The sequence below is a fragment of the Vibrio sp. HM8-C genome (assembly GCF_058630515.1).
This window is the reverse complement of sequence record NZ_JBMMKS010000005.1, coordinates 138,574-162,574: the sequence shown is the minus strand read 5'-3', so window position 1 is coordinate 162,574 and position 24,001 is coordinate 138,574. Positions and strand designations below refer to the sequence as shown.

Sequence of the window (24,001 nt, the reverse complement as noted above, 5' to 3'; positions counted from 1 at the left end):
TAAAATGGCTAAATTTTTCTGTGTCATCATCAAGTTACTGACTGGGGTGTTTATTTCAGCGGCGCTCACTCTGCTGCTGATTATGTTCACGCCCAGTATATTTAACAAAGCTCTCGGTCTATGGATTGAAACGTTACCGAGCTTTAAATATGTCAGTTATCAAGTTACCTCCAAACAGGAATTGGCGGACCGTTTTGGTCTAGAAACAAAAGATGATGACGTTGCTCTATTTAGTCAGCTACAAGACTCATTGCCTGATACCAAAGATAAAAGTTCGCCGTTTTTTAGATTTTTAACCGTACACGCATACCCTACTCCCTGTAGTTTCACGCTGATTGGTATCCACCGTACGATTGATGTCACATGGCAAATTGAAGGACTTAGATGTAAAGGCAAAGAAGCGTGTGAGCTAGCAAAAACTCAGCAAATCTGCCCAGACAAAAAGAAGCATGACAAATGAAGGAGAAAATTAAACTGTTATGCTGGTTAACTTCCGCAATATTAGCGATCTACGGGATGCAGCAAATCTATAGCACCTATAGCTTAGGAGACATGCAGCATATGATTAGCCTGTATTTTGTCCCAATATTAAGTTGCTATATTGTTCTCATCTCTATTCGTGGGATTCTCTTTATACCGACTATGCCGGTCATACTCTTGATGGCAAGTGCCTTAGATAATGTTTTGATGTTAGTCGTTACACTAACCGCAACTTGCTTTTCAAGTTACCTAGTATGTATCGCGGTCGACTATATGGGGTTTAAGTCTCGGATTGCAAACATGTCATCTAAATCTGTTAGGAAAGCACAAAGTTGGGTGCAGAATTATGGCATTGTTGCGATTGCTGGTTGGGCTTTTTTCCCATTTGTGTTTACTGAAATCATCGTTTATTTAGCAAGGATTGCCGGAATATCCAAGCAGCAGATCATTCTATCCGTTGCTCTCGGAGAGGGATTAATGTTATGTATTTTAGTTTACATTACCGATTGGTTTATTAATCTTACAGCATAATCATAAAATACAACTCGAGCCAATATATAAACTAAAGAATTAAAATATGAATACATTTGTAAATTAACAATTGGCTGATGTAAATATATGTAATTATAATTAACCCACAAAAAAATAACCTTTATATTTATAGTGTTTATTATATTAACGAGGTTAGGTATATGTTTAAACCAACACAAAAATCATGGCTAAGTCCCTTTTTGATGATCACTTATATTGCAACATCAATCACAGGTGTATTGATGTTATTTCACATAAAATTCCCAGGTTTATATCCCGTACATGAGTGGGTTGGCCTTGCATTTGTGATTGCTGGCATCATCCATATCGTTTTAAATTGGAAAATGTTTGCTTCCTATTTTAGTAAACTCAATTTAAGAGCAAATGCTACCTATGGTACTGTTATCGCATTGGTTCTCGTGGTCGTTATTGCTTTTGCAATTCCTTCGAATGGACACGGTGATCACAGTAAATATCATGCGAATGCAGGCAACACTTCACAATCGCTAGCCATTTCAAAACAATCTTAAACAAAAAAGCTAGTAGAATCTCTTATCTACTAGCTTTTCTTTAACATTCACAATCACTCAACAACCTGCATTAACTGCAATTTTCGCTGATATTCGTCCGTTACTTTCTGAACTTTTTGCTCATATTTTTCTTTGGCTCGAGCAACTTTGTCCGCTTTCCCTTCTGCTTTGGCCTCCGCTAAGTCATCTTCATACTCATCTAACGCGTCATCCAAATCTTCTTTATATTCTTCTCTAAGCTCTTTTAAATCAGCTTGATATTCAGCAGAAGTCAAATTTGGATTTTGTGCACAACTGTCTTTCACATGTACTAAAGAATTTTGCAAACCTAATATTTTAGAAACATCTCCATATTCTTTTGCTTTTTCTAACTCGGATTCTTTTTCACATATTTTACGTTCACATCCGGTTAATACAGAACAACTGGATGCTGATTGTGCCGCAATCGTTGTCCCTGATAATAATAGTCCTGCCATCATGCATGTTAATATCCTTGGACTTAAAGTTATTTTTTTCTTCACTTTGTATCTCCTATTCATATCTCATTTATAAATATATATATGAAGACAATAGTAATGGTTAGAGCTACTCTAAGGTCAATTCAGCAAGCTTAAATTTACTTTTATTTACATCCAAATAGATTGCTTAAATTTAATTAATAGCGTTGTTTTAATTTGATTGACATTAGAGTTACTCCAACCTTTAGACTACATTGAACTATGAATTATTGAATCACATAAGGACACATTCAATGAATGGTCAATTCTTTATATCGTTAATAGCCTTTGTCGCTTTGCTTTCCGGCTGCGCACACGATGAAGCAACTCACACAAACAACAAACCACTAGATGTTGCTTCTTCACTAAACATCGTTCTCCCCGTAAAAAATTGTAGTGACCTTTTAAGTACAGACCTTACCACTATCGGCGGTACAGGGAGCAAAGTAACCAAAGCGGATATCATTATGGATTCAAGCGGTTCATCGTGCGTAATTGAAGGTCTATTAGCTCCAGAAATTGGTTTTAAAGTTCAACTGCCACTTGAGTCATGGACACAGCGATACATGCAACTAGGCTGTGGTGGTCTTTGCGGCCGTGTCGGTTTGATGGTGAGCGCGGCTGATAGCTGCCTTGCAGTGAAAAACAATAACTTTGTTCTGGCATCTACCGATATGGGTCACCAAGGTGGAAGCGGCGATTTTGGTGAAGATCCCCAGAAACGAATTGATTTTGCCTATAGATCCATGCACTTAACGTCTGTTGCAGCAAAATCTCTGATTAAAGAATTTTACGGGCAGGCGCCTCGCTATTCTTACTTTAATGGTTGCTCTGACGGTGGACGCGAAGCACTTATGGAAGCGCAGAGATTCCCAGACGACTTCGATGGTGTTATTGCTGGCGCGCCTGCTATGAATTTCTCAGTACAAAATTCCTTTCATCATGGTTGGCTAGCTTTGTCGAACTTAGATGAAAATGGCAACGCTATAGTACACGCAGATAAGCTCCCAATGCTGCATAAAGCGGTACTAGATTCATGTGATACGTTGGATGGTTTAAAAGATGACTTAATTCAAGACCCACGAGCTTGTAACTTTGACCCTAGTGTACTTCTTTGTAAACAAGGACAAGAGACTTCGACATGCCTAACAACACTCGAAGTACAAGCTGTTACTAATATATATAACGGTCCTCATGATAAACAGACTGGGCTCGCTTTAGCCCTCGGCGCTCCTATGCGCGGTTCAGAGCTGTCATGGCCCGGAGTGTTCGTTCCTATGCAAGGAAAAGAAGATATTTTTAGTAAACGTGTTGCAGAAGAAGCATTAAGCGGCGTTATTTACCAAGAAAACCCAGAGAATTTTAAACTTACCGGTTTGAAATTTACTGAAGCTGAATTTGAAAAAGTGAGCGCTTTATATGGCCTGTACAGCGCGGTAAATCCTGATCTTGCTACCTTTAGGTCTCAAGGCGGTAAGCTGATTTTATGGCATGGTTGGTCAGACCCACACATCTCACCAATCAATAGTATCGCTTACTATGAAGCTGTACAGAATCAAATGGGTAAAGATGAAACTGAGAGCTTTATGCGATTCTATCTATTTCCAGGTATGTACCACTGTTTCGGTGGTGATGGCCCCTATCAATTTGATTTGGTAACACAAATGATGCGATGGGTTGAGCAAGGCATATCTCCTTATGAGATCATTGCAAAGCAAAGTAGCCAACCTGAAACCTTCAACGGCGCAGGAGCACCAGAAGAAAACGTAGATAAACCAGCTAAGGCTGTACAAAATACGCCTTCATTAGATCGTTCAAGACCGGTTTACCCATATCCATATGTGGCAAGTTATAAAGGTATAGGTTCGATCAATGAAGCGGAACAATTTGAAGCTAAATTAGGCAGTACAGGTCCAGAGCGCTATATCTGGGCAGGGGAGAAATTCTATCAACCCAACCAACAGTTAAAATGCCAAGTTGATAATAACCAGTTGAAATGTTCAGCTTGGAATCAAATGTAGTAGTATAAGTACCCTGTTAAACAGGGCACTTTAACACTAGAGATAACTATGGAGCATACTCTTGCAACGAACCTACACCATTAAAGAGTTTGAAAAAGTCACAGGCGTCAGTGCACATACATTGAGGTACTTTGATAAAGTGGGGTTACTCAGCCCTGCTCGACTAGATAATGGCTATCGCACCTACTCCTTAAAGCAAGTATCCATTGCAGAATTTATTACCCTGCTACAACAGGCCATGTTCAGTAATGCTGAGATAAAGGAAATATTAAGTAACTACAACTCTCAACAAACCATTGAAAGTCTTAAAGTTAACCAAAAGAAACTGCGTGATGAAATCATCAATTTACGTAGAGCGCATGGTTTTATAAGTGAACACATTGCTTATCTAGAACAACTCAGCTCCGTTCGTGACAAACTTAGCATACCATTTATTGAACAAACAAAATCAAGAACTGTTGGCTTAGTACAACCTGATCTAGTAAGAGATATTGTCGATTTCTTTGACACTGTCGATGAAATTATTCTAGAACCTACATGGCCACACTTTTTCACTCACGGCATGCTTGTCGATACACGTAAAGTAACCGAAGCAGGCTATCCGCTGGAAACGATGTACGTCGAAAACAGCAAAGTCGCTAAAGTACACTCACATACAATACCTGCTGGTCGTTATCTCTGTATGTATTGTGACCAGAGTATGGAAGACAATCCACACGCTATAGAGTTGATACGACACGCACAGCAAACTGGATTTCATTACGAGCCGTTTTTATACATCGAGAAAGTCAGCGGCCCTGTGATTGAAAAAAGAAAAGAAGATTTCTTAGTCAAGCTTATGCTAAAAGAAAAATAGCATTCGTTCGGGCCACTAGCTCATACCCGCTAGTGGCTTATATATTCATAACTGACCGCTATTCCCAGACATCAAGCCTTTCATCTCGGAAAAAGAATTCCTTATCCTTTTCGCCAATTTCTCTAATCACTTTACATGGCACGCCAAAAGCAACACTGTTTTCTGGAATGTCTTTGGTAACCACGCTACCTGCTCCAATTACACAGTTATCGCCAATAGTAACGCCCGGCATTATTTGCGCACCAGAACCAATCCAAACATTGTTTCCTATATGTACAGATCGGTTATACACATAATTGTTCTTACGTAGGATTGGCAAAATTGGATGACCAGATGTCGATATCACCACGTTTGGCGCAATCATGCAGTCGTCCCCAATATAGATATCCGCATCATCTACAAAGGTAACGTTTGAATTGCAATAAACCCCTTTTCCTAAATGCACATTTTTACAGCCCCAGTTAGCATTCAACGGAGCTTCTACATGTGTTCCTTCACCAATTTCAGCAAACATTTCTTTTAGAAGAGTCTCTCTTCTTGCAAAGTCGGTCGGACGAGAGTGGTTAAAGTCATAAAGCTTTTCTTGGTAAAGAAATTGATTGTCTTGAAGTTCTGGATCATCGTATCTATAAACCAGCCCTTTTTCCTTTCGTTGTTTATTGTCCATGGGAATTCCATTGATAGATTGCAAGTTTGACGTCAGTCTGTAAGCAAATTAATCGGATTAAAGTTAACTAAGTCAACAGTTTTACCCACCATTATCGATAAGTAATGTTTCGTTTAATCAGCCTTTTGCTTTACTTCACATATTTGTTTATTAGCTCATTGACCTTAGAGTATCTCTAACCCTTATGGTTTGCACTCCAATAGCTCGATAACTATTCCAAAGGCTGTGAAACATGAAGACTATAAAAAGAATAAGTACCTCCCTCGCATCGGTTGCCCTAGCTGTGGCCGCCGTTCCTAACGTTATGGCAGATGTCAAAATGCCTAGTGATTGGAACGGACCTAAAGTTATGGGACCACCACAAGGTGCTAATGCTTGTGGTGAAGCGCCTGATATCACCCGAATTACACATAAATACCTTGATGTCGCATACGCGAACATTTCCGATGCTCAGAAAATGGACATCTTTCTTCCGGAAGAATGGAAACCGCAATACCCTGTTATTATCAATGTTCATGGTGGCGCATTCTTTGGCTGTGACAAGATGGACAACCAATTAGTACCAGCTCTGTATGGCTTAGGAAAAGGCTATGCTGTGGCAAATATTAACTACCGACTAAGTCCAGAATCTAAATGGCCTGCTCAGATCAACGATGTTAAAGCCGCGATTAAGTTTGTACGTGCAAATGCGAAAAAATTCAGTTTTGATCCTAACAAAATTATCCTAATGGGTGGTTCAGCCGGTGGTCATCTCGTTGCACTTGCTGGTGTTTCTGGCGATGTTAAAGAGTTAGAAGATCCAAATTTGGGCTACACGGATATATCGACAAAAGTTCAGGCCGTAGTCGCTTGGTATTCTCCGATCAACTTCAAAACTACGGATAAGCAGTGGGAACAAATTGGCATTAAAGGTCAATTGCATGAACCTCTAGATTCATTTGAATCATTCTTGCTTCGTGAAGAGCTAGGTAAAGCTTCAGAGGCAACTTTAAAAACCTTAAATCCTGAAAACTACATTACCAGCGACGCACCACCTTTCTTACTTCAACACGGATATAAAGATGAGGTGATCCCTCGCCTGCAAAGTCAGGAGTTTGCCGTCAAACTTGCTGAGGCAATTGGCAGTGACAATGTTGAATACAACTTGTTGATGAGCTCAAACCATGCCGAAGACAAGTACTTTCATACTGAAAACAACTTAGAACGCAATTATGAGTTTTTAAAGCGACACATTAAATAAACCAAATAAAGTGTTCTGACTGAGGCAGTAATGATTTCCCCCAAATCTACTGCAATGGTCAGAACATTTTTCAATCCTCACACCTTCTCATAACTTAATGTTTGATTGCATTTTTTCCATTTTTTACTCAATTCATCTAAATTAATTTAAAATTTTATTGGTTCATATGGTTGATTGGTTCATTTCTTAGATCTATTATGAACCATAACTTAAAATGAACCAATAAACAAAAAGGAGTCTTTATGACTACAACTTATGGATACATCCGTATCTCTCCAAAAATTAATGATATAGATAGTCGAATAGAAGCGTTTTCCAAATGCAATGACAGTATCCAATTAATTACGGAAACAAAAATCCGTGGTGGCGTACCACTAGCAGACAGACCTGCATTTTCTGAATTGGATAAAAAACTAAAACAAGGTGATCAGCTCATTGTGTGGTGGATTGATGAATTGGGTAAAGAGTTTGCAACTTGCGTTAACAACGTAAAATCACTCATTGATCGTGGCATAACCATAAAAACCATCGTTCAAGATTTAGAATTCAAACTCAACGACCAAATCACAGATGCTCTCGTAAAAATGATGCAAGGGTTTTCAGAATCTGAAAAACATCGTCGACTTTTCGCAGCTGAGTTGGGGCGCCGCTCATTGAGAGGAGATGAAGACAATTGGAAAGCAAAATTTCGTGGACGCCAACGAGATGAAGGCAAACATCAGGAAATCGCTCAAGCTCTATTTGAAGGTAAAACACTTCAAGCCGTAGCTGAAGAAACTGGCGCAAGTATGTCTACAGTAAAACGGGTTAAAGCGAAAATTAAAGATAACGATGAACTGGGTCATCTTAGAGGTAAAGGCCGTGGACATGGCGGACGAGGGAGAACTGGGCACGAATCGACAGATAACGGAGAAAGACGTTTCGGTCGACATAGAGGCATTGGTCGCGGCCGTCCTGATAATCAAGAAACCAAAAACGACTAAACTTTAAAACTCAATAGCTCTTCAAAACCTGAACTGTAGAAAGAAAAAAAGCGTCCTGTCTAGACGCTATAAAAAGTGCAAGAAGAGTTAAGCAATAGGTAAACATAATCTGTTTTAACGCTAGGAATGATAAGTACTCAGTCTTACAGAAAGATGAAAGGATGATGTAACTTTGATGAAGCATAAATTATCCTAGCGTTTGATTCCACGCAAATATACCTATTTCCATCGGCACTCTCCACGTGAACAAAAATGTTTAGCTCGGTTTCTAATTTTTAGGCACAATCGTTCCATAACGCCCACATTCACTGTTAATAAAACCAAGGCGTAACACGTACTTCCCTAGAATAAAACTAAACAATTTGAGTACCGATTTATGCAAATAAGAAACAACACCTTTCAGCTTGAAACGGTAGAACAGCCAACTATTTTCCATGATGTAAAAACAACTCTTCTAAGTGATGAAACCATTCAGTCTCGCGCTAAAAAGTTAACCGAGCTGATGAAAGCTAAATCTTTGGATGTATTGGTAATATATGCAGACAAAGAACACGGCAGCAACTTCGAGTACTTGAGCGGATTCATTCCTCGTTTTGAAGAAGCGCTAATGATTTTAAAGCATACTGGCGAAATCACTTACATCATGGGCAATGAAAACCTCAAGCTTGTTCCTCATGCACGACTTTCAGGTAAGTGTCTTCATGCACCCGTATTCTCCTTACCTAATCAACCGATGGATGGAGATGCACCACTTTCTGAAACACTTGTAGCAGCAGGCATTCAACCAAATCATAACGTTGGAATAGTTGGCTGGAAGCTTTTTACTGGGACACATATTTCAAAACAAACCCAGTTCGACATTCCGTATTTTGTGGTTGAAGCAGTCAAAGAGATAGTTCCAAACACGCAAATCTTCAACGCCACACACCTTTATATTGCGCCGGGCATTGGCGCCAGAACGATAAATAACGCCAACGAAATTGCTCATTACGAATATGGAGCTAACCTTGCTTCAAGCGCAGTACTCACGGCTCTTAACGCTATCGAACTCGGTAAAAGCGAAAAAGAGATTGGATCTTTGCTTTCTTTAAGCGGTCAGCCTAACAGCGTGATCCAAATAGCCGCTACTGGAGATCGCTTCGACTTTGCACAGCTTTATCCGCGCGACAAGATCATTTCGTTGGGTGATAAATTCTCGCTAACCACTGGATTTAAAGGCGGTTTAACCAGTCGATCCGCTTATGTGGTAAACAACGAAAACGAGCTGCCGCAACAAGTCTGCGATTATGTCGAAAAAGTAGCGACGCCCTACTACAACGCCGTCATCCATTGGTTGGAGAATATGCAGCTCGGCGTTTGTGGTAAAGATATCTATCAACTTATCGACACGGTATTGCCGCGCTCAGAATATCACTGGCATTTAAATCCGGGGCACTTTGTGGCTGATGAAGAATGGCTGAGCTCACCAATAAGCCCAACTTCAGACGTCGAACTATGTAGTGGAATGATGCTACAAATTGACATCATCCCGTCTATTGCCGGATATGCTGGAGCAAGTATTGAAGACACTATAGCCTTAGCCGACCATGAATTACAGCAGCAAATACAGCAAGAATATCCATATCTTTGGAGCCGTATTGAATGTCGCCAAAACTACATTAGAGATGTATTGAACATCAATCTACCCGAATGTGTGTTACCCCTATCCAATACCATCGGATATTTACGACCATACTTATTAAATAAGTCAGCGGCTTTGATCAGGCAAAAATAGCCTGTTGAAACAAAAATATAAGGCTGCAAATTCGGAACATGCAGCCTTATATTGGTTAACATCCGACGGTTATCGCTTTTAAAGCGCATTATTCTCCAACAGCCTGTTTGCATATTCCTTCAGAACTCGCGCGTTATCGGCGGTGTTACTATCGCCGCACTTTTCACCTTGATAGTAGATATCTGGGCTTGAGTAAACAGGTAAGATTTCTTCTTCGTAGCCCATAATCGTGCCTGCATTTCCACATCTAATTGCTCTAGCGTAAGGCTTTAAATTGTCATGGTAGCCTTTTGGCACAATCGAACGTAGGTATAGTGATAGATTGGGGGTTGGATAATGTTCAGCATGCTCCGCCCATGCTAAATGCCCTAGCTCGTGTTCTAATGTCTCTATGGAGGCATCAGAAGAGATAGCAAAAAACCACGCACCGAAAAGCATTTCCGCTATTCCAGAATAATCCATCATTAAGTCAGACTCAGCGTTAATAACTAGCCCATATTTCTCATGTTCAGGTATGTTTTTTACATCAATACCTTGCTGTTTGAGCATGTTTGCAACTGACGCCTTTGCTGAGTAAATATCGGTAACTGAGTCTACATCCAAGTCTATGGTATAAATTTCTCCAAAACTTCGCTTCAAAGGGACGCAAGAGTTTTTCAACACTTGGTTTGCATAAGCTAATGATTCGTTAATTTGTTCAATGATCTCGTCTAAATATGCCGAGTCCAATATCGACCGATCAATCACAAAACTGATAGGAGTCTCCGCTAAATCTTTTAAATCACACTCAGCTAATTCAAGTTCACCAGGCTTGGTTTTGGTTAAAGCAAAAATGGTGATAACGGAGAGTAGACTGATTATTACAATCAACGTTTTTTTGTTCATAGGCTCTTTCTACATTTGTTTATAATTAGAAAATGTGACTAGACATCTATTCTAACGCATTGTTTTTAATCCACTCTTCCAAATTAGTAATTTTGAACTTTTTGCGAATGCGATGTATCTGTATAGCTTGAATCCCCCCTGTGCTGACACCGAAAACCATTGCGATATAAAAGTTACAAATATTGCTCTCTTGGAATTGCCAAATACACAACCACATAAAAAGTCCCCAGAAGATCGAACCAAATATGGATTGGAATACAAAAATTTTTGTCGGGTTTTCAAACACGACAGGCTGTCTATATGTATTAATAAATGTAAACAAGAGATGTGGATATGGCGTGTTTAGAGCAGGCTTAACTCCATGCTCTTGGAGTAGTGTTTGAACAAATTTCATCTTTTCTTTTGATAGAGTTTTCATCAATTCTCCCATTCGCTTAATCAAATGTTCTGTTTATTAAGAGCAAAATACTAAACGTATTTCATATAAATTGATTGAGAATGGAGAATATGTGGTTGGCAAAATACCTGTCATCTTAGTTATGACCTGATTTGCTTAATCAAACTTATAAATGCGAGTGAATTCAAACAGTATTGGATTTGAAAAGCAAAAAGGCGCTATCCAACAAGGAATAACGCCTCTCTAAGCTTTATCGAAAGTGTTTAAACTTGATGCGCTTTAGTATGAAAAAAGTACTTAAATACTTTTGCAGCAAAGCTGTTCATCAGTGAAGCAATAATGATTAAAGCGATCCCCACAACCTGATAGTGAGAAAAAGTTTCATCAAAGAACAGTACTTGCCATATTGCTGTGAATAGTAGGTTTGTGAAAATCAGTGGTGCAAGTTGAGAGTTGCTGTCTGCAAGCTTATAGGCTTTTGAGCGCAAAATTTGATTCCCAACCACAGTGATTGACAGCACAAAGAGGCATCCCCAAACCAATAGATTATGTTGTGGCTCAAGCAATATCTGAGTATCCATATCTGACAAACCGAAAATAAACGATAAAGGCAGCACCGCTATCGCTGCTATAAGAAAAGTCCAGCTGTTCAGAACCGCTGGCTTCACTTCCCGCTTACTTGCACGAAACAAACTAACTTGTGAACCCGCATTGAATAAACCAGCACCTAAACCAAACAGCAACTCAGGTCTAAACTGAATTCCGGTCACATCACCAGCCAGCAACAATACGCCAGCGAATGTTGCTACTAGACCAAACTTAGTTTCTGTCTTTATATTTACTTTGAAAAACAGCTTTTCCAGTACAGCAATAAACAGTGGTCCTGTACCAAATAACACCGAACTTTCAACAAGTGTTAACGTGTTAAGTGATGCGATAAAACACAGTTGGCATGCCGCAATACAAAGCCCTCGTATAATAATTGGCTTTAATACCGTTCGCGGTGGTAAAGGCAATTTAGCAACTGCGACCATGGCAAAAAGTAACAATGCAGGCATTAAGAAACGAAGGAATGTTAAAAGCTCGATTCCCATCATTTCGGTAAGTTTTTTTAAAATAAGCCCAGTTAACGACATACTAAAAGTTGATATGAGCATATAAGGTACGGCGCGATTCTTAAACAACATGATATCCCCCTATTGACGCGCCCATAGTAGTGCAATGACAACAGAGATAAAAACGAATATATTTAAACAAACCTGTTAGATAAACTTACATATGAATAGACGACCACCTCTTAAATCACTCTACGCATTTGTTGCGGTAGCAGAGACAGGCAGCATGACGGAAGCTGCAGGTCTGCTTAATGTTAGCCATTCTGCAATTAGCCAAGCGATCAAAAGCTTGGAATCGCTTATTGAGCAACCACTATTCCTACGCATAGGTAGACAGGTTCAACTCAATGCGGTGGGTCAGAAATACTACAACGATATTGCGCCAGCGTTGAAAACCATCATGGATGCAACGGACGCCGTCACACAGCAGCCGCAATCCAACCGAATTGCACTCAACATGATCAACTCTTTAGCGATTCACTGGTGGGTTCCACGCGTCGACAACTTTCAGCAATACGCACCCAATGTCGATATTCGTCTATCAAATTTGGTGGGACCATTTGATCTAAACCAAGAAGGCGTCGATGTCGCCATCATTCATGGTAAAACAGATGAATGGGAAGACTACTATTGTGAAAAACTCGGTGATGATGAGCTTCTATTGGTTTGCAGCCCAGAGCTACTAGATCCAACACAAGAGACACCAAGCCCGGCTGAAATGCTTCAACGTTACCCAGCAATTTATGCTGAAAACCTAAGACGAAAACATGACTGGAGTGTCTGGTGTCAGGGCAACGAACTACCAGTCCCGAAGCAACAACGTAATTTAAACTTCATAGCATCGATACATGCGGTTCAAGCTGCGATTCGAAAGTTGGGTGTATTCGTTACACATCGTCTTTTTGTTCGCGACGAAATCAAACATGGGCTATTGGTAGAGATAGGGACACCTGTGAATAACCCTCATCAGCAATTTTTCTTCGTGTGCAAACCGGAGAAACTGCGCAATGAAAACGTCCTTACGTTGAAATCATGGCTAAGCAAAGAGTTTGATGATGCTAAATCAAGCTAGAACTTGTTGTTAAGTTTGTTTTCGCTCTTCTAATACATAGGTGGTGAACATGTTGCAGCTTCCAATTAGCTCTCCTTATAAAAACTTTGAATAGTGCGAAGTTGCCTCCCGTTCATCTGTCAAACCGATGTCTTTTTTCATATGGGAGCTTAACGCACTTGTACTGTTCTCCCGCTCAGGTTCACTCTTTCTAAACCAATTAAATATCTTGAAATAACTGAATTTAACCTTTGTAATTTTACCTATCATTTGCATAAATTTGCCTTGCTTCCATTTGCGATAGGAATATTATCTGAGCAACACGAATCGGTTACGAACAACCGTTTATTACAGGAACTATAAGCTCAGGTTATGGACAAACGACTACGTCATCTTTCCTCACTTCGCTATTTTGAGTCTGCCGCTCGTCTGAAAAGCTACAGTAAGGCTGCCGATGAGTTATATGTCACTCAAGCCGCTATCAGCCAAAAGCTTCGTCAGCTAGAAGAGCAATTAAAGTGCAAACTGTTTATTCGTCGTGGACGGGAAATGCATTTGACTGACAAAGGCCAAATTCTGCATAAACACATCGATGATGGTTTCAAACAGATCATTACTGGGCTTAATCGCATACAAAATGAACCATTAGAAGGTTTACTGAACGTCAGTGTCCCCCGCTCCTTTGCTACACGTTGGTTGATGCCAAGACTGTGGAAGTTCACCATGGAATATCCTCATATTCCGATTAGAGTGCAGAACATCAAAGAGATCGACATTCGTCATACCGAAACCGATGTTCTCATCTGGCAAGGTCAAGAGAGCGTTCAACATCTCGATCTTGAGCAAGAAACGCTGTTTGAAGAAGCGATTTATCCTTACTGCTCACCGCAGCTTGCTGAATCGATGAAGTTCGAGCGGCCTGATCAGCTTCTAAAATGCTGGTTAATCGATTTCCACTCAGCCTCTTTTAGTTGGGATCACTGGTTCGCAACAGCTCAAGTCAATGCAAAGCGTGAAAGTCTGCAATGGATGGAAGTCAGTACGTTTGATATGGCGATCAACGCGGTTGTCGCTGGTCACGGTGCTTGTTTAGCCACAGAGAGTATATCGGCAGATTTCGTCGAACGCGGGTTGTTAGTGAAGCCGTTTGATATCGGATTAAAACCAGGAATTCGTTATTCATTGATTAGTGATCCGGCGTCTTCAAGGGCTTTGAGAGGTAATGCATTTAAAGCGTGGTTGAAGAAAGAGCTTATGATAAAAGCCTAAGCACAGGCTGATTCTAAACATTGTGTTTTTCAGATAAGTATCTGTCAGTAACGTTGATCGACATTACTGACAGATAGACATTACTGACAGAAAAAATAGCGACTTAACTTATAACGTAGTAACAACGTCTTCCATCGACAAACGTGATTTTGGCAGACCATGGTTATAGTCTTCGCCATCTTTGTGGTAGCCAATCGCTAGGGCGACTTCACACACGTGGCCATCCAATTCCTGCTTAAACTCTTGACCGATCAACTGTGGGTCTACCCCTTCCATCGGCGTTGAATCAATACCTAGACGAGCCAAGGTGTGCAGCAAGTTACCTAACGCAATATACAACTGAGCCTTAGTCCAACCGCTGTTAAAACCAGCTTCGTCCGTATTCGCTTCAGCAAAAGCGTAAGCCCCCATGCGTGCATCAAATTTCTCTGGTGACAGACGACCAGCAACCACTTCTGCATCTAAGCGTTTAGCGTATTTTTCTTTAGTAAATTTTGGATCGTACGCCAGCAAAATTGTGTGAGATGCAGCCTTAGCATGAGGCTGGTTAAACTGGTGTTTATTAGCAAAAGTGTTGTAGAAACGCTGCTTTGCAGCATCACTTTCAATAACAATAAATTTCCATGGCTGAGAGTTGATCGAGGAAGCTGAAAGACGCACCGCTTCTTTAATCACTGCCATATCTTCTTGAGAAATACGTTTCTCTTGATCATATTTCTTGGTTGTGTAGCGCTTACTTAGATCTTTGATAATTTGATGAGACATTACTGCTCTCCTTAACACCAATTATTAAAGGCTCGCTTTGTATCAATACAGTTACGACCTTGGAATGGGTTCTATAATATCGACTTATCTAATAATTGGTATGGCTTCTTTAATTTAAGCGTTTAATTGTACTTAAGATATTGACCTTACCCTAGGGGAAGGCTTTATAGTCTAGCCAAATTTTCAATAGCGGTTCACCATGCGACTAAACATCATTTCAACAACTTGGGTCACCATTCTGGCATTAGCAGCTTTGCTTATGTCGAATGTTGCTACAAGCGCAGGAATGATGAATAGCTCTATGTCGCATGCCATGCAATCTACTTCAGCGCTTTGCCAGAGCCAGCAGATGTCGTCGCATCACAAGATGCAAATGGAGCATCATTCTGAACCAAATGTTGATTTGGTTATCAATCAAAGCCAATGTGAAATGTCTACAGACATCATTCATAACTGTTGTGATACCACTTGCGCTTCAGCTGCCGCTATTTTGATTGTTCCTGATGAATTGCTGACTGCAATGACTTCCCTCGCCCTATTTTCGTCACCTAAATCCGGTGATGTTATTCATACCACCAGAAGTCTCGAAAGACCGCCCACAGTATAAATCCATCTCTAAATCTTAGGTTCCGCACGTAACTGCGGAAGTATTCCCGTGCGCATCTTGCGCTCAGTGATGGATTGAAATTTCGTGAAAATTAAACAATGCCTTTTGGCACTGTCTATCAGTGCTGCGGTGTTAACGTCAGCTGCCTATGCCGGCGAGCCACTTGCTAGTGAGAACGCTCAAGGTAGCTTAGCGTCAACACCGGACAAAACACTTGTTCAACTTATTGAAGCTGCGCTTTCCAACGACAGCGCTCGCCGCCAATACTACGCAGAAGCGCAAGCAATGCGAGAAACAGGCAAAGCCAGCGCAACTTTAATGGACCCAAAACTTAGATTTGGCGTCACAGGTCTACCTACCGATAGTTTCGCTTTCGATGAAGACCCAATGACCAATATTACCGTCGGTTTAATGCAGCAGTTCAACCGTGGTGATACCTCCGATCTCAACGATAGAAAAGCCAGTCAACAAGCTGGGGCATTAGAAGTTAAGGTTGCAGCTAGAGAACTGGAAGTCGCTAATGCCATCACCCAAATTTGGCTTGAATTAGGCTACCAGCAAGTTGCCAACCAAGTACTGCTAGAGAACCGCACCTTGATGAGTGAGCTTGAAAACTTCATCCAAACCAATTACTCGATTGGTAAAAGCGAAGCTCAAGATCTAATTAACGCTCAACTGCAAGTCACCAAGTTGGATGAGAAGATCCAAGCAAATGAACAAATGCAGCAGCGACTTGGTGCTCAACTATCAGAGTGGCTGGGCTCAGACTGGTTGTTAAATGCAGGTACGCTAAAAGCAACCAATCAGCTCAACTGGGATGCGTTGCAAAACATAGAAAATACCGCCAAGAGTCGAAATTACTACTCGCAACTCAATCAAAACCCGACAGTGCAGATGCTTGATGCTTCTATTGATGCACGTCGAACTCAAGTCGACATTGCTCGCGAGTCATATGCCCCACAGTTTGGTGTAGAAGTGATGTATGCCTATCGCCAATCAAACGATATGCGCGGTGAGCCAGCCTCTGACTTAGTCAGTGCCTATATCACCATGGATATCCCTCTGTTTACTGGAAACAAGCAAGATAAAGACTTAGCTGCAGCCCAGTACCAAGTTGGCGCAGCTCAGTCGCAGAAGGATACCTTGCTCAGTCAAATGAATGCCAAAGTCAATGCTTTGCTAATTGACAAGAACAACCTCGTTCAGCGCCTTGAACGCTTTAAATCTACCTTGTTACCACAAGCGGACTCTCGTGTGAAAGCAACCGAAAGGGGTTATCAGAACAACACCGCTCAGTTTAATGATGTGATTTTAGCCACTCGCGATGAGCTTGCATTGAAGCTGGAATACCAGCGCCTCATCACCGATTTGAATCTGGTTAATAACAATTTGTCTGCGCTTTTAAATAGCTACAGCTATCAGGTAGATAAACCAGAAGTATCCATAACATCAGAGCAGCAATAACGAGGCATAATAATGAAAACACTTCACGTTACAACACTTGCGCTTGTTATTGGCGCAGCTCTGGGCTTCGGTGCTCAGACTCTTTTGTCCCAGACAGACATGTCAAATCACACGGCACAATCGAGCGAAAGTGGCATCAAACAAGCGCAATCCAACAATGAGCCGCTGTACTGGGTTGCACCGATGGATCCAAACTACAAACGTGATAAACCGGGCAAATCACCGATGGGGATGGATTTAATTCCTGTTTATGCAGATGACTCAGCGCAAGATAAAAAAACTGGCACTGTCACTATCGATCCTGCGGTTGAGAATAATCTCGGCGTAAAAGTCGCGTCAGCTCAAATCACACCATTGTCGCCAAGTATTGAAACCGTTGGCTATATCGCCTTTGATGAAAGCCTGCTGTGGCAAACCAACGTACGCGTAGCAGGTTGGGTAGAAAAACTAAACGTTAATGCGATTGGCGACAAAGTAAAAAAAGGCGATGTGCTGTTTACCCTGTACTCCCCTGAATTGGTTAAAGCACAAGAAGAACTGATTAATGCTTACCGCACGGGACGAGATGGACTCGTTAAAGGGGCAACTGAAAGGTTGGTTACTTTAGGCGTTGACCGCCAACAAATTCAAGCGATCGTTAAACGTGGAAAAGCATCACAAACCATCGATATCAAAGCCAAATCCGATGGCGTCATCGCCAGCTTAAATGTACGCGAAGGTGGTTATCTATCTCCAGCTCAAGCCGTGATTAGCGCAGGTCCTTTGGAAAATGTCTGGGTTGATGCAGAAGTATTTGAGCGCCAATCTCACTGGGTTAAGGCGGGTAGCAAAGCCAAGATGACATTGGATGCGTTACCAACTAAAGAGTGGCAAGGCGAGATTGATTACGTCTACCCTATTTTAGATCCGAAAACTCGCACCTTACGCTTACGTCTTAAGTTCCCAAATCCTCAAGGGGATTTAAAACCCAATATGTTTGCCAATATATCGTTGCAACCTGTGACGGATGAATCCGTACTGACTATCCCTAAGTCGGCAGTGATTCGCTCTGGTGGTATGACTCGAGTAGTTTTGTCTGAAGGTGACGGTAAATACCGTTCTGCACGAGTTCAGATAGGAAGAGAAGCTGGCGACAAAGTAGAAGTGCTACAGGGTCTGACAGAAAAAAGTAACGTTGTCACGTCTGCACATTTCTTATTGGACTCTGAATCAAGCCAAACAGCGGATCTAGCGCGTATCGACGGTATTTCTGATGACGAAGGGACAGTGAACAACCCAAGCGTATGGGCAAAAGGTGAAATCAGCGATGTTCTAACCGCATCTCGCACACTCACCATCAACCACCAGCCAGTGGCTGAGTGGAACTGGCCGGGCATGACGATGAACTTCACCGTCAGTGACGATATTGATTTCAGCGCATTAAAAGCAGGTCAAGCAATTGAGTTTGAACTGCAAAAAACACCCGATGGTCAATATCAAGTTATTGACCTTAAATCCGATGGCAGCGTGGTAGCTGGTGAAGTTTGGATTGAAGGTGATATCACCATGCTGATGCAAGATTTTGGCATGATTACCCTGCAACACTTACCTGTTTCCGAATGGAACTGGGAAGCGGGTGAAATGAATTTTACCGTTGACCCAGAAATTAAACTGAACGGTCTGGTGGAAGGTGATCGTGTACGGTTTCTAGTGCAAAAGCAGAACAATGACTACGCACTAAAAAGTATTGAGCGAATGGGAGGCAAGCAATGATAAATGCCATTATTCGCTGGTCTCTGAAGAACCGCTTTATGGTTCTTCTGGCTACCGTTGCTCTTATGGCTGGCGGCTTATTTAGCGTTAAAAATACTCCTGTCGATGCTATTCCTGACTTGTCGGATGTTCAGGTTATTATTAAAACCAGCTTCCCGGGACAAGCTCCGCAGGTAGTAGAAGACCAAGTCACCTACCCGCTGACTACAGCCATGCTCGCTGTACCCGGAGCTGAAACTGTACGCGGCTATTCGTTCTTTGGTGACTCCTATGTCTACATCATTTTCAACGATAAGACAGACATGTACTGGGCTCGATCTCGGGTACTGGAATATCTCAGCCAAGTAGCGCCTAAACTGCCTGCAAATGCAAAACCTACCCTAGGTCCTGATGCCACAGGTGTGGGTTGGGTGTTCAGCTATGTGCTGCAAGATAAAACGGGCAAGCACGATCTGGCACAGCTACGCAGCCTGCAAGACTGGTTCTTAAAATACGAGCTACAGACTGTTGATGGCGTGTCAGAAGTTGCGACGGTTGGTGGTATGGTCAAGCAGTATCAGATCCAGATTGATCCAGCCAAGCTTCGCGCCTACAACTTGACACTCCAGCAAGTCAACATGGCAATTCAGAACGGCAACCAAGAGACTGGTGCATCGGTTATTGAAGTGGCTGAAGCGGAGCATATGGTTCGCACCACTGGCTATTTAACCAATATTGAAGACATTCAGTCTCTACCGCTAAAAGTGACCGACAAAGGCACACCACTGCTGCTTGGTGACATTGCGGACATTTCATTAGGTCCACAAATGCGCCGCGGAATTTCAGAACTCAACGGCGAAGGTGAAGCGGTTGGCGGTGTGATTGTGATGCGCTTTGGTGAAAATGCCAGTCAGGTCATCGACAACGTCAAAGCTAAATTGAAAGAGCTACAACGTGGTCTTCCCGATGGTGTGGAAATAGTTCCAACTTATGATCGCTCAACCCTGATCAACGCCGCAGTTGAAAACCTTTGGAAGAAGTTAGCGGAAGAGTTCATTGTGGTTGCAATTGTGTGTGCTTTGTTCCTGTTCCACATCCGTTCTTCACTGGTTATTGCTCTTAGCCTGCCAGTCGGGATCTTGTCTGCATTTATTGTTATGCATTGGCAAGGTATCAACGCCAACATCATGTCCTTGGGGGGAATAGCCATAGCTATAGGCGCTATGGTGGATGGCGCGATAGTCATGATCGAAAACGTACACAAGCATATTGAACGTACACCACTGACGGATAAAAACCGCTGGCAAGTCATTGGTGACGCCGCGCAGGAAGTTGGTCCACCGCTGTTCTTCTCGCTGCTTATCATTACGTTAAGTTTCGTCCCCGTGTTTGCGCTTGAAGGTCAGGAAGGGAAAATGTTCTCTCCACTAGCCTTTACCAAAACATACGCGATGGCAGCTTCCGCTGGCTTAGCTATCACGCTAGTCCCTGTGTTAATGGGTTATTTTATTCGCGGAAAAATCCTTCCTGAGCACAAGAACCCTGTAAACCGTGCATTGGTCGGCTTATATCGCCCGCTATTGAACTTGAGTCTGAACTATCCAAAATCTGTACTCGTTTTGGCATTGGCTCTGATGGCTTCGGCTTACTATCCAACCAGCAAATTGGGCAGTGAATTCATTCCGCCATTAGACGAAGGCGACTTGATGTATATGCCAACGACTTATCCGGGCATTTCAATCGGTAAGGCTCGTGAACTATTACAGCAGACCAATAAGTTGATCAAGACAGTACCTGAAGTCAAAACCGTATGGGGCAAAGTAGGACGCGCCGACACCGCAACCGATCCAGCGCCACTCACCATGATAGAAACGGTTATTCAACTTAAACCTCGCGAAGAGTGGCGTGAAGGTGTGACAACTGAATCGCTACGCAAGGAACTGGACAGCCTGATTCAGTTTCCGGGTCTGACCAACGCTTGGGTTATGCCGATAAAAACGCGAATCGACATGTTAGCGACCGGTATCAAGACACCGATTGGCATTAAGATCGTAGGTCCTGAGCTTGCAACAATCGAAAAAATCGGTTCGCAACTCGAGCCAATTCTAAATCAAATCAATGGCACAGCTTCTGTTTACGCAGAGCGTGTAGCAGGCGGTCGATACGTTACTGTTGATATCAAACGTAAAGCAGCCGCTCGATACGGGTTAAACATCAAAGACGTTCAACAAGTGGTATCAACGGCTGTCGGCGGTATGAATGTGGGAGAAACGATTGAGGGTTTAGAGCGTTACCCAATTAACGTTCGCTATCCACAAGATTACCGTGATTCTGTTGTGAAGCTGCAAAACCTGCCATTGGTAACACCTAACGGCGCGCGCATTGCGCTGGCTGATGTAGCTGATGTTCGCTACGAAGACGGTCCACCGATGATCAAAACAGAAAATGCGCGTCCAAACGGTTGGGTGTTCGTCGATATTGATGGTCGTGACTTAGGTTCATACGTATCGGAAGCGCAGAAACGTGTCGCTGACGAGCTAAAACTCCCTGCGGGTTATTCACTGGCTTGGTCTGGTCAGTATGAATATATGGAACGCGCAAAAGAACGTCTTAGCGTTGTTATCCCAATTACGCTGACTATCATCACCTTATTGCTTTACTTCAGCTTTAGACGAGTGGGTGAAGTGTTAATCATCATGGCAACCCTCCCACTGGCAATGGTTGGCGGCTTATGGCTGATGTATTCACTTAATTACAACTTATCCATTGCTGTTGGCGTTGGCTTCATCGCGCTTTCCGGTGTAGCGGTTGAAATTGGCGTCATCATGTTGGTTTATCTCAACCAAGCATGGCATTACACCAAACTCAAAGCGCAGGAACGGAATGTTCCGCTAAGCAAAGATGACTTAAACGAAGCCATTCGCGAAGGTGCTGGGCTGCGCGTACGTCCGGTAATGATGACGGTGATTACAGTCATTATTGGTCTAGTACCGATTATGTACGGTCACGGTACTGGCTCGCAGATCATGCAACGCATCGCTGCACCTATGATTGGAGGAATGGCTTCTGCTCTATTACTCACACTGCTGGTTATCCCAGCTATTTTCAAGCTGTGGAAACAGCGTGAAACGAACTCACTCTCGAAAAATGATTAACGAAAAACGATTAACGAATAAGGAAACAAACATGAAAAAGTTAACTCTCGCAATTGCACTTACTATCAGCTCTTCTGTCGCTTTCGCTGCCATGAACAATTCCAGTTCAATGGACCCGAATAAAATGGATCATAGCCAAATGGATAATAGCAATATGAATCACAGCCAAATGGCTTCTGCGAGCATGAACAAAGGCATGTCGATGAATCACGACAACATGATGAGTATGGATGGTATGTCTGACGTAGGTATGCCAGCAATGGGCTCAAAACCGAACAAAGTGATTCACGTTATGCTCTCTGACGACATGAAAATCACCTTCAAGAAAGAAGTAAAAATCGAACCTAACGATGTCGTGCAGTTCGTAGTGATGAATACTGGGAAAATTAACCACGAATTCACCATCGGCTCTGTTACAGAACAAATTGAACATCGTGAAATGATGAAGAGTATGAACGGTCAGCACATGCACGACTCGGGAAATTCTGTCACCGTTGAGCCGGGTAAAGCCAAGCAAATTACATGGCATTTCCACGGCGACAACAACGTTGAGTTTGCTTGCAATATTCCGGGTCATGCTGAAGCGGGAATGATGAAGAGCTTGACTCTTTAAATGACTAAAGCCCCTAAAGCCAATTTTGGGGCGATTTTTGAAGCATGAATAGACAACCAAACTCAAACATGAAAATAGTGAACAAAATGCTTATTGGTACTTTGTTTTCCTTGGTTAGTGCCGTATCAGCTAGCGCTGTATCTGCGACCACGACATCACCGAATATCAATGCGGGCGAACAGTTGTTTAGAACCGCAGGTGGATATGGATGTATTGCCTGTCATGGGCTTTATGCCAATGGTGCAGGTAATGTCGGAGGCAACATTCGCGGCAAAACCTTGGATGACATCAACCACAGTTTGGCAAACGAACCCACAATGCAGCTGCTTTCCAGCGCACTTTCCGAGATAGACAGGTTAAATTTAGCGGTTTATCTAGAAGCGCTAGGGAAAATATCTTTAGTTGAATGGACGATAGAAGACAAAGCGACTTCCTCAACCATTACTATTGAATCCGATGCCCCCGCCCAACTGGTGATCTTTAATAAATTATTTGAGCCTGTTGAACTCGCGCTGCCACAGCTAACACCAGAGCAAAGCGTTCAACTAAATCCTTACGAGACAAAAGCTGTAGATTGGATACCAAGCAAAGGTATTCATACACTTAACTATAATCAAAGCCAATTAACCATCGACATAAAATAAGCGATGAAGATTAAGCACTGTGAACAAAAAAGTTCACACAAGAGGAACGAATTATGAAAACCATACTAAAAGCCATCACTCTTTCAGCACTCACGTTCAGCTTCTCGGTTTTTGCTAAACCGACTATTGAGCTCTATAAATCCCCTACTTGTGGTTGCTGTAAAGAATGGGCAGCTATCATGGAAGAGAAAGGTTATGAAGTTAACGTGCATCATCAAAATGATTGGAGTGCAGTGAAACAGAAATTTGGTATGCCAAATCAGTTAATGTCTTGCCACACAGCAGTTATCGACGGTTACATGGTGGAAGGTCACGTTCCTGAAGAGGATATCGCTCGCCTGTTAACGGAGCGTCCAGCAAATATCTCCGGCATAGCGGCTCCGGGCATGCCACAACACTCTCCGGGTATGGCTGCACCGAATCAACCATACAAAGATTTCAACGTGATCGCCTTTGATCAAAACGGCAAACTCTCTTTGTATAAAAAATATTAAGCTTTGTATAAGAAATACTGAACACGGTATAAAAATACTAAGCATTGGATAAGAAATCCTAACCACTCATCTTCTACTGGCTGGGCAAATATCTCGACAAGAGCGTTTACCCAGCCTATTTCTTTGTTCTTCCTTAGCGAAGATAACTTAACCAAAATTTCGATTTAAAAACGGACGTGAGGTTGGTAGAGTTTATTTCGTACTCGCCTTTCAACCTTTCCATTCAAAGGTC

Annotated in this window: 23 protein-coding genes; 17 read left to right on the top strand and 6 right to left on the bottom strand. The window is 42.2% G+C overall.

Annotated elements, in window-relative coordinates; all coding sequences use genetic code 11:
- Positions 1–4 precede the first annotated feature (4 nt).
- The 3 genes from ACOSVQ_RS08400 to ACOSVQ_RS08390 all read left to right on the top strand — a co-directional run bounded on the left by ACOSVQ_RS08400 (position 5) and on the right by ACOSVQ_RS08390 (position 1,541).
- Positions 5–460, top strand: coding sequence for a hypothetical protein (locus ACOSVQ_RS08400; RefSeq protein WP_491982094.1), 456 nt, complete (start codon positions 5–7; stop codon positions 458–460).
- On the top strand, positions 457–1,011 hold the full coding sequence (locus tag ACOSVQ_RS08395; RefSeq protein ID WP_491982093.1) for a VTT domain-containing protein: 555 nt from the start codon (positions 457–459) through the stop codon (positions 1,009–1,011). Before ACOSVQ_RS08400 ends, ACOSVQ_RS08395 begins: the two co-directional genes overlap by 4 nt.
- 161 nt (positions 1,012–1,172) lie before the next feature.
- Entirely contained in the window at positions 1,173–1,541 is a 369-nt protein-coding gene (locus tag ACOSVQ_RS08390; protein WP_491982092.1) for a DUF4405 domain-containing protein, read from the top strand.
- 53 nt (positions 1,542–1,594) lie between these two features.
- Here ACOSVQ_RS08390 and ACOSVQ_RS08385 read toward each other — a convergent pair whose 3' ends face one another.
- Positions 1,595–2,020, bottom strand: coding sequence for a DUF1090 family protein (locus ACOSVQ_RS08385; protein WP_165313956.1), 426 nt, complete (start codon positions 2,018–2,020; stop codon positions 1,595–1,597).
- Between the two features lie 272 nt (positions 2,021–2,292).
- On the opposite strand from ACOSVQ_RS08385, the gene ACOSVQ_RS08380 reads away from it, so the two are divergent.
- Entirely contained in the window at positions 2,293–4,059 is a 1,767-nt protein-coding gene (locus ACOSVQ_RS08380) for a tannase/feruloyl esterase family alpha/beta hydrolase (protein ID WP_491982091.1), read from the top strand.
- Positions 4,060–4,120: 61 nt separating this feature from the next.
- Positions 4,121–4,915, top strand: coding sequence for a MerR family transcriptional regulator (locus ACOSVQ_RS08375; RefSeq protein ID WP_491982090.1), 795 nt, complete (start codon positions 4,121–4,123; stop codon positions 4,913–4,915).
- Positions 4,916–4,973: 58 nt separating this feature from the next.
- Here ACOSVQ_RS08375 and ACOSVQ_RS08370 read toward each other — a convergent pair whose 3' ends face one another.
- Positions 4,974–5,582 carry a sugar O-acetyltransferase gene (locus ACOSVQ_RS08370; RefSeq protein WP_491982089.1) on the bottom strand — a complete coding sequence of 203 codons (609 nt, stop codon included), beginning with the start codon at positions 5,580–5,582 and terminating at the stop codon, positions 4,974–4,976.
- A gap of 232 nt (positions 5,583–5,814) precedes the next feature.
- Here ACOSVQ_RS08370 and ACOSVQ_RS08365 point away from each other — a divergent pair, with 232 nt between their 5' ends.
- The 3 genes from ACOSVQ_RS08365 (at position 5,815) to ACOSVQ_RS08355 (ending at position 9,579) form a co-directional block, all read left to right on the top strand.
- Positions 5,815–6,822: an alpha/beta hydrolase fold domain-containing protein gene (locus ACOSVQ_RS08365; protein WP_491982088.1), complete on the top strand. Its 1,008-nt coding sequence runs from the start codon at positions 5,815–5,817 to the stop codon at positions 6,820–6,822.
- Positions 6,823–7,064: 242 nt separating this feature from the next.
- Positions 7,065–7,805, top strand: coding sequence for a recombinase family protein (locus ACOSVQ_RS08360; RefSeq protein ID WP_491982087.1), 741 nt, complete (start codon positions 7,065–7,067; stop codon positions 7,803–7,805).
- Positions 7,806–8,181: 376 nt separating this feature from the next.
- On the top strand, positions 8,182–9,579 hold the full coding sequence (locus tag ACOSVQ_RS08355) for a M24 family metallopeptidase (protein ID WP_491982086.1): 1,398 nt from the start codon (positions 8,182–8,184) through the stop codon (positions 9,577–9,579).
- Positions 9,580–9,657: 78 nt separating this feature from the next.
- Here the strand turns inward: ACOSVQ_RS08355 and ACOSVQ_RS08350 are convergent, their stop codons facing one another.
- The 3 genes from ACOSVQ_RS08350 to ACOSVQ_RS08340 all read right to left on the bottom strand — a co-directional run bounded on the left by ACOSVQ_RS08350 (position 9,658) and on the right by ACOSVQ_RS08340 (position 12,048).
- A complete protein-coding gene (locus ACOSVQ_RS08350; protein ID WP_491982085.1) occupies positions 9,658–10,464 on the bottom strand; it encodes a hypothetical protein in 807 nt (268 codons plus the stop codon).
- Positions 10,465–10,510: 46 nt separating this feature from the next.
- A complete protein-coding gene (locus ACOSVQ_RS08345) occupies positions 10,511–10,882 on the bottom strand; it encodes a DUF6404 family protein (RefSeq protein ID WP_491982084.1) in 372 nt (123 codons plus the stop codon).
- 242 nt (positions 10,883–11,124) lie between these two features.
- Positions 11,125–12,048, bottom strand: coding sequence for a DMT family transporter (locus ACOSVQ_RS08340; RefSeq protein WP_491982083.1), 924 nt, complete (start codon positions 12,046–12,048; stop codon positions 11,125–11,127).
- 91 nt (positions 12,049–12,139) lie between these two features.
- On the opposite strand from ACOSVQ_RS08340, the gene ACOSVQ_RS08335 reads away from it, so the two are divergent.
- Both ACOSVQ_RS08335 and ACOSVQ_RS08330 read left to right on the top strand, forming a co-directional pair.
- Positions 12,140–13,048 carry a LysR substrate-binding domain-containing protein gene (locus ACOSVQ_RS08335; protein WP_491982082.1) on the top strand — a complete coding sequence of 303 codons (909 nt, stop codon included), beginning with the start codon at positions 12,140–12,142 and terminating at the stop codon, positions 13,046–13,048.
- A gap of 351 nt (positions 13,049–13,399) precedes the next feature.
- On the top strand, positions 13,400–14,296 hold the full coding sequence (locus ACOSVQ_RS08330) for a LysR substrate-binding domain-containing protein (RefSeq protein ID WP_491982081.1): 897 nt from the start codon (positions 13,400–13,402) through the stop codon (positions 14,294–14,296).
- Positions 14,297–14,404: 108 nt separating this feature from the next.
- On the opposite strand, the gene ACOSVQ_RS08325 is transcribed toward ACOSVQ_RS08330, so the two are convergent.
- Positions 14,405–15,061: a nitroreductase family protein gene (locus ACOSVQ_RS08325; RefSeq protein WP_491982080.1), complete on the bottom strand. Its 657-nt coding sequence runs from the start codon at positions 15,059–15,061 to the stop codon at positions 14,405–14,407.
- 199 nt (positions 15,062–15,260) lie between these two features.
- Here ACOSVQ_RS08325 and ACOSVQ_RS08320 point away from each other — a divergent pair, with 199 nt between their 5' ends.
- The 7 genes from ACOSVQ_RS08320 (at position 15,261) to ACOSVQ_RS08290 (ending at position 23,769) form a co-directional block, all read left to right on the top strand.
- Positions 15,261–15,668 carry a hypothetical protein gene (locus ACOSVQ_RS08320; protein ID WP_491982079.1) on the top strand — a complete coding sequence of 136 codons (408 nt, stop codon included), beginning with the start codon at positions 15,261–15,263 and terminating at the stop codon, positions 15,666–15,668.
- A gap of 90 nt (positions 15,669–15,758) precedes the next feature.
- Entirely contained in the window at positions 15,759–17,132 is a 1,374-nt protein-coding gene (locus ACOSVQ_RS08315) for a TolC family protein (protein WP_491982180.1), read from the top strand.
- Between the two features lie 12 nt (positions 17,133–17,144).
- Positions 17,145–18,884, top strand: a complete 1,740-nt coding sequence (locus ACOSVQ_RS08310; protein WP_491982078.1) for an efflux RND transporter periplasmic adaptor subunit — start codon at positions 17,145–17,147, stop codon at positions 18,882–18,884.
- Positions 18,881–22,018 carry an efflux RND transporter permease subunit gene (locus ACOSVQ_RS08305; RefSeq protein ID WP_491982077.1) on the top strand — a complete coding sequence of 1,046 codons (3,138 nt, stop codon included), beginning with the start codon at positions 18,881–18,883 and terminating at the stop codon, positions 22,016–22,018. Before ACOSVQ_RS08310 ends, ACOSVQ_RS08305 begins: the two co-directional genes overlap by 4 nt.
- Before the next feature lie 31 nt (positions 22,019–22,049).
- Positions 22,050–22,631 carry a copper-resistant cuproprotein CopI gene (copI, locus tag ACOSVQ_RS08300; protein ID WP_491982076.1) on the top strand — a complete coding sequence of 194 codons (582 nt, stop codon included), beginning with the start codon at positions 22,050–22,052 and terminating at the stop codon, positions 22,629–22,631.
- A gap of 44 nt (positions 22,632–22,675) precedes the next feature.
- Positions 22,676–23,275, top strand: coding sequence for a c-type cytochrome (locus ACOSVQ_RS08295; protein ID WP_491982075.1), 600 nt, complete (start codon positions 22,676–22,678; stop codon positions 23,273–23,275).
- 53 nt (positions 23,276–23,328) lie between these two features.
- Complete coding sequence (locus ACOSVQ_RS08290; protein ID WP_491982074.1) at positions 23,329–23,769, top strand: DUF411 domain-containing protein; 441 nt, start codon at positions 23,329–23,331, stop codon at positions 23,767–23,769.
- The last annotated feature ends 232 nt before the right edge of the window (positions 23,770–24,001 follow it).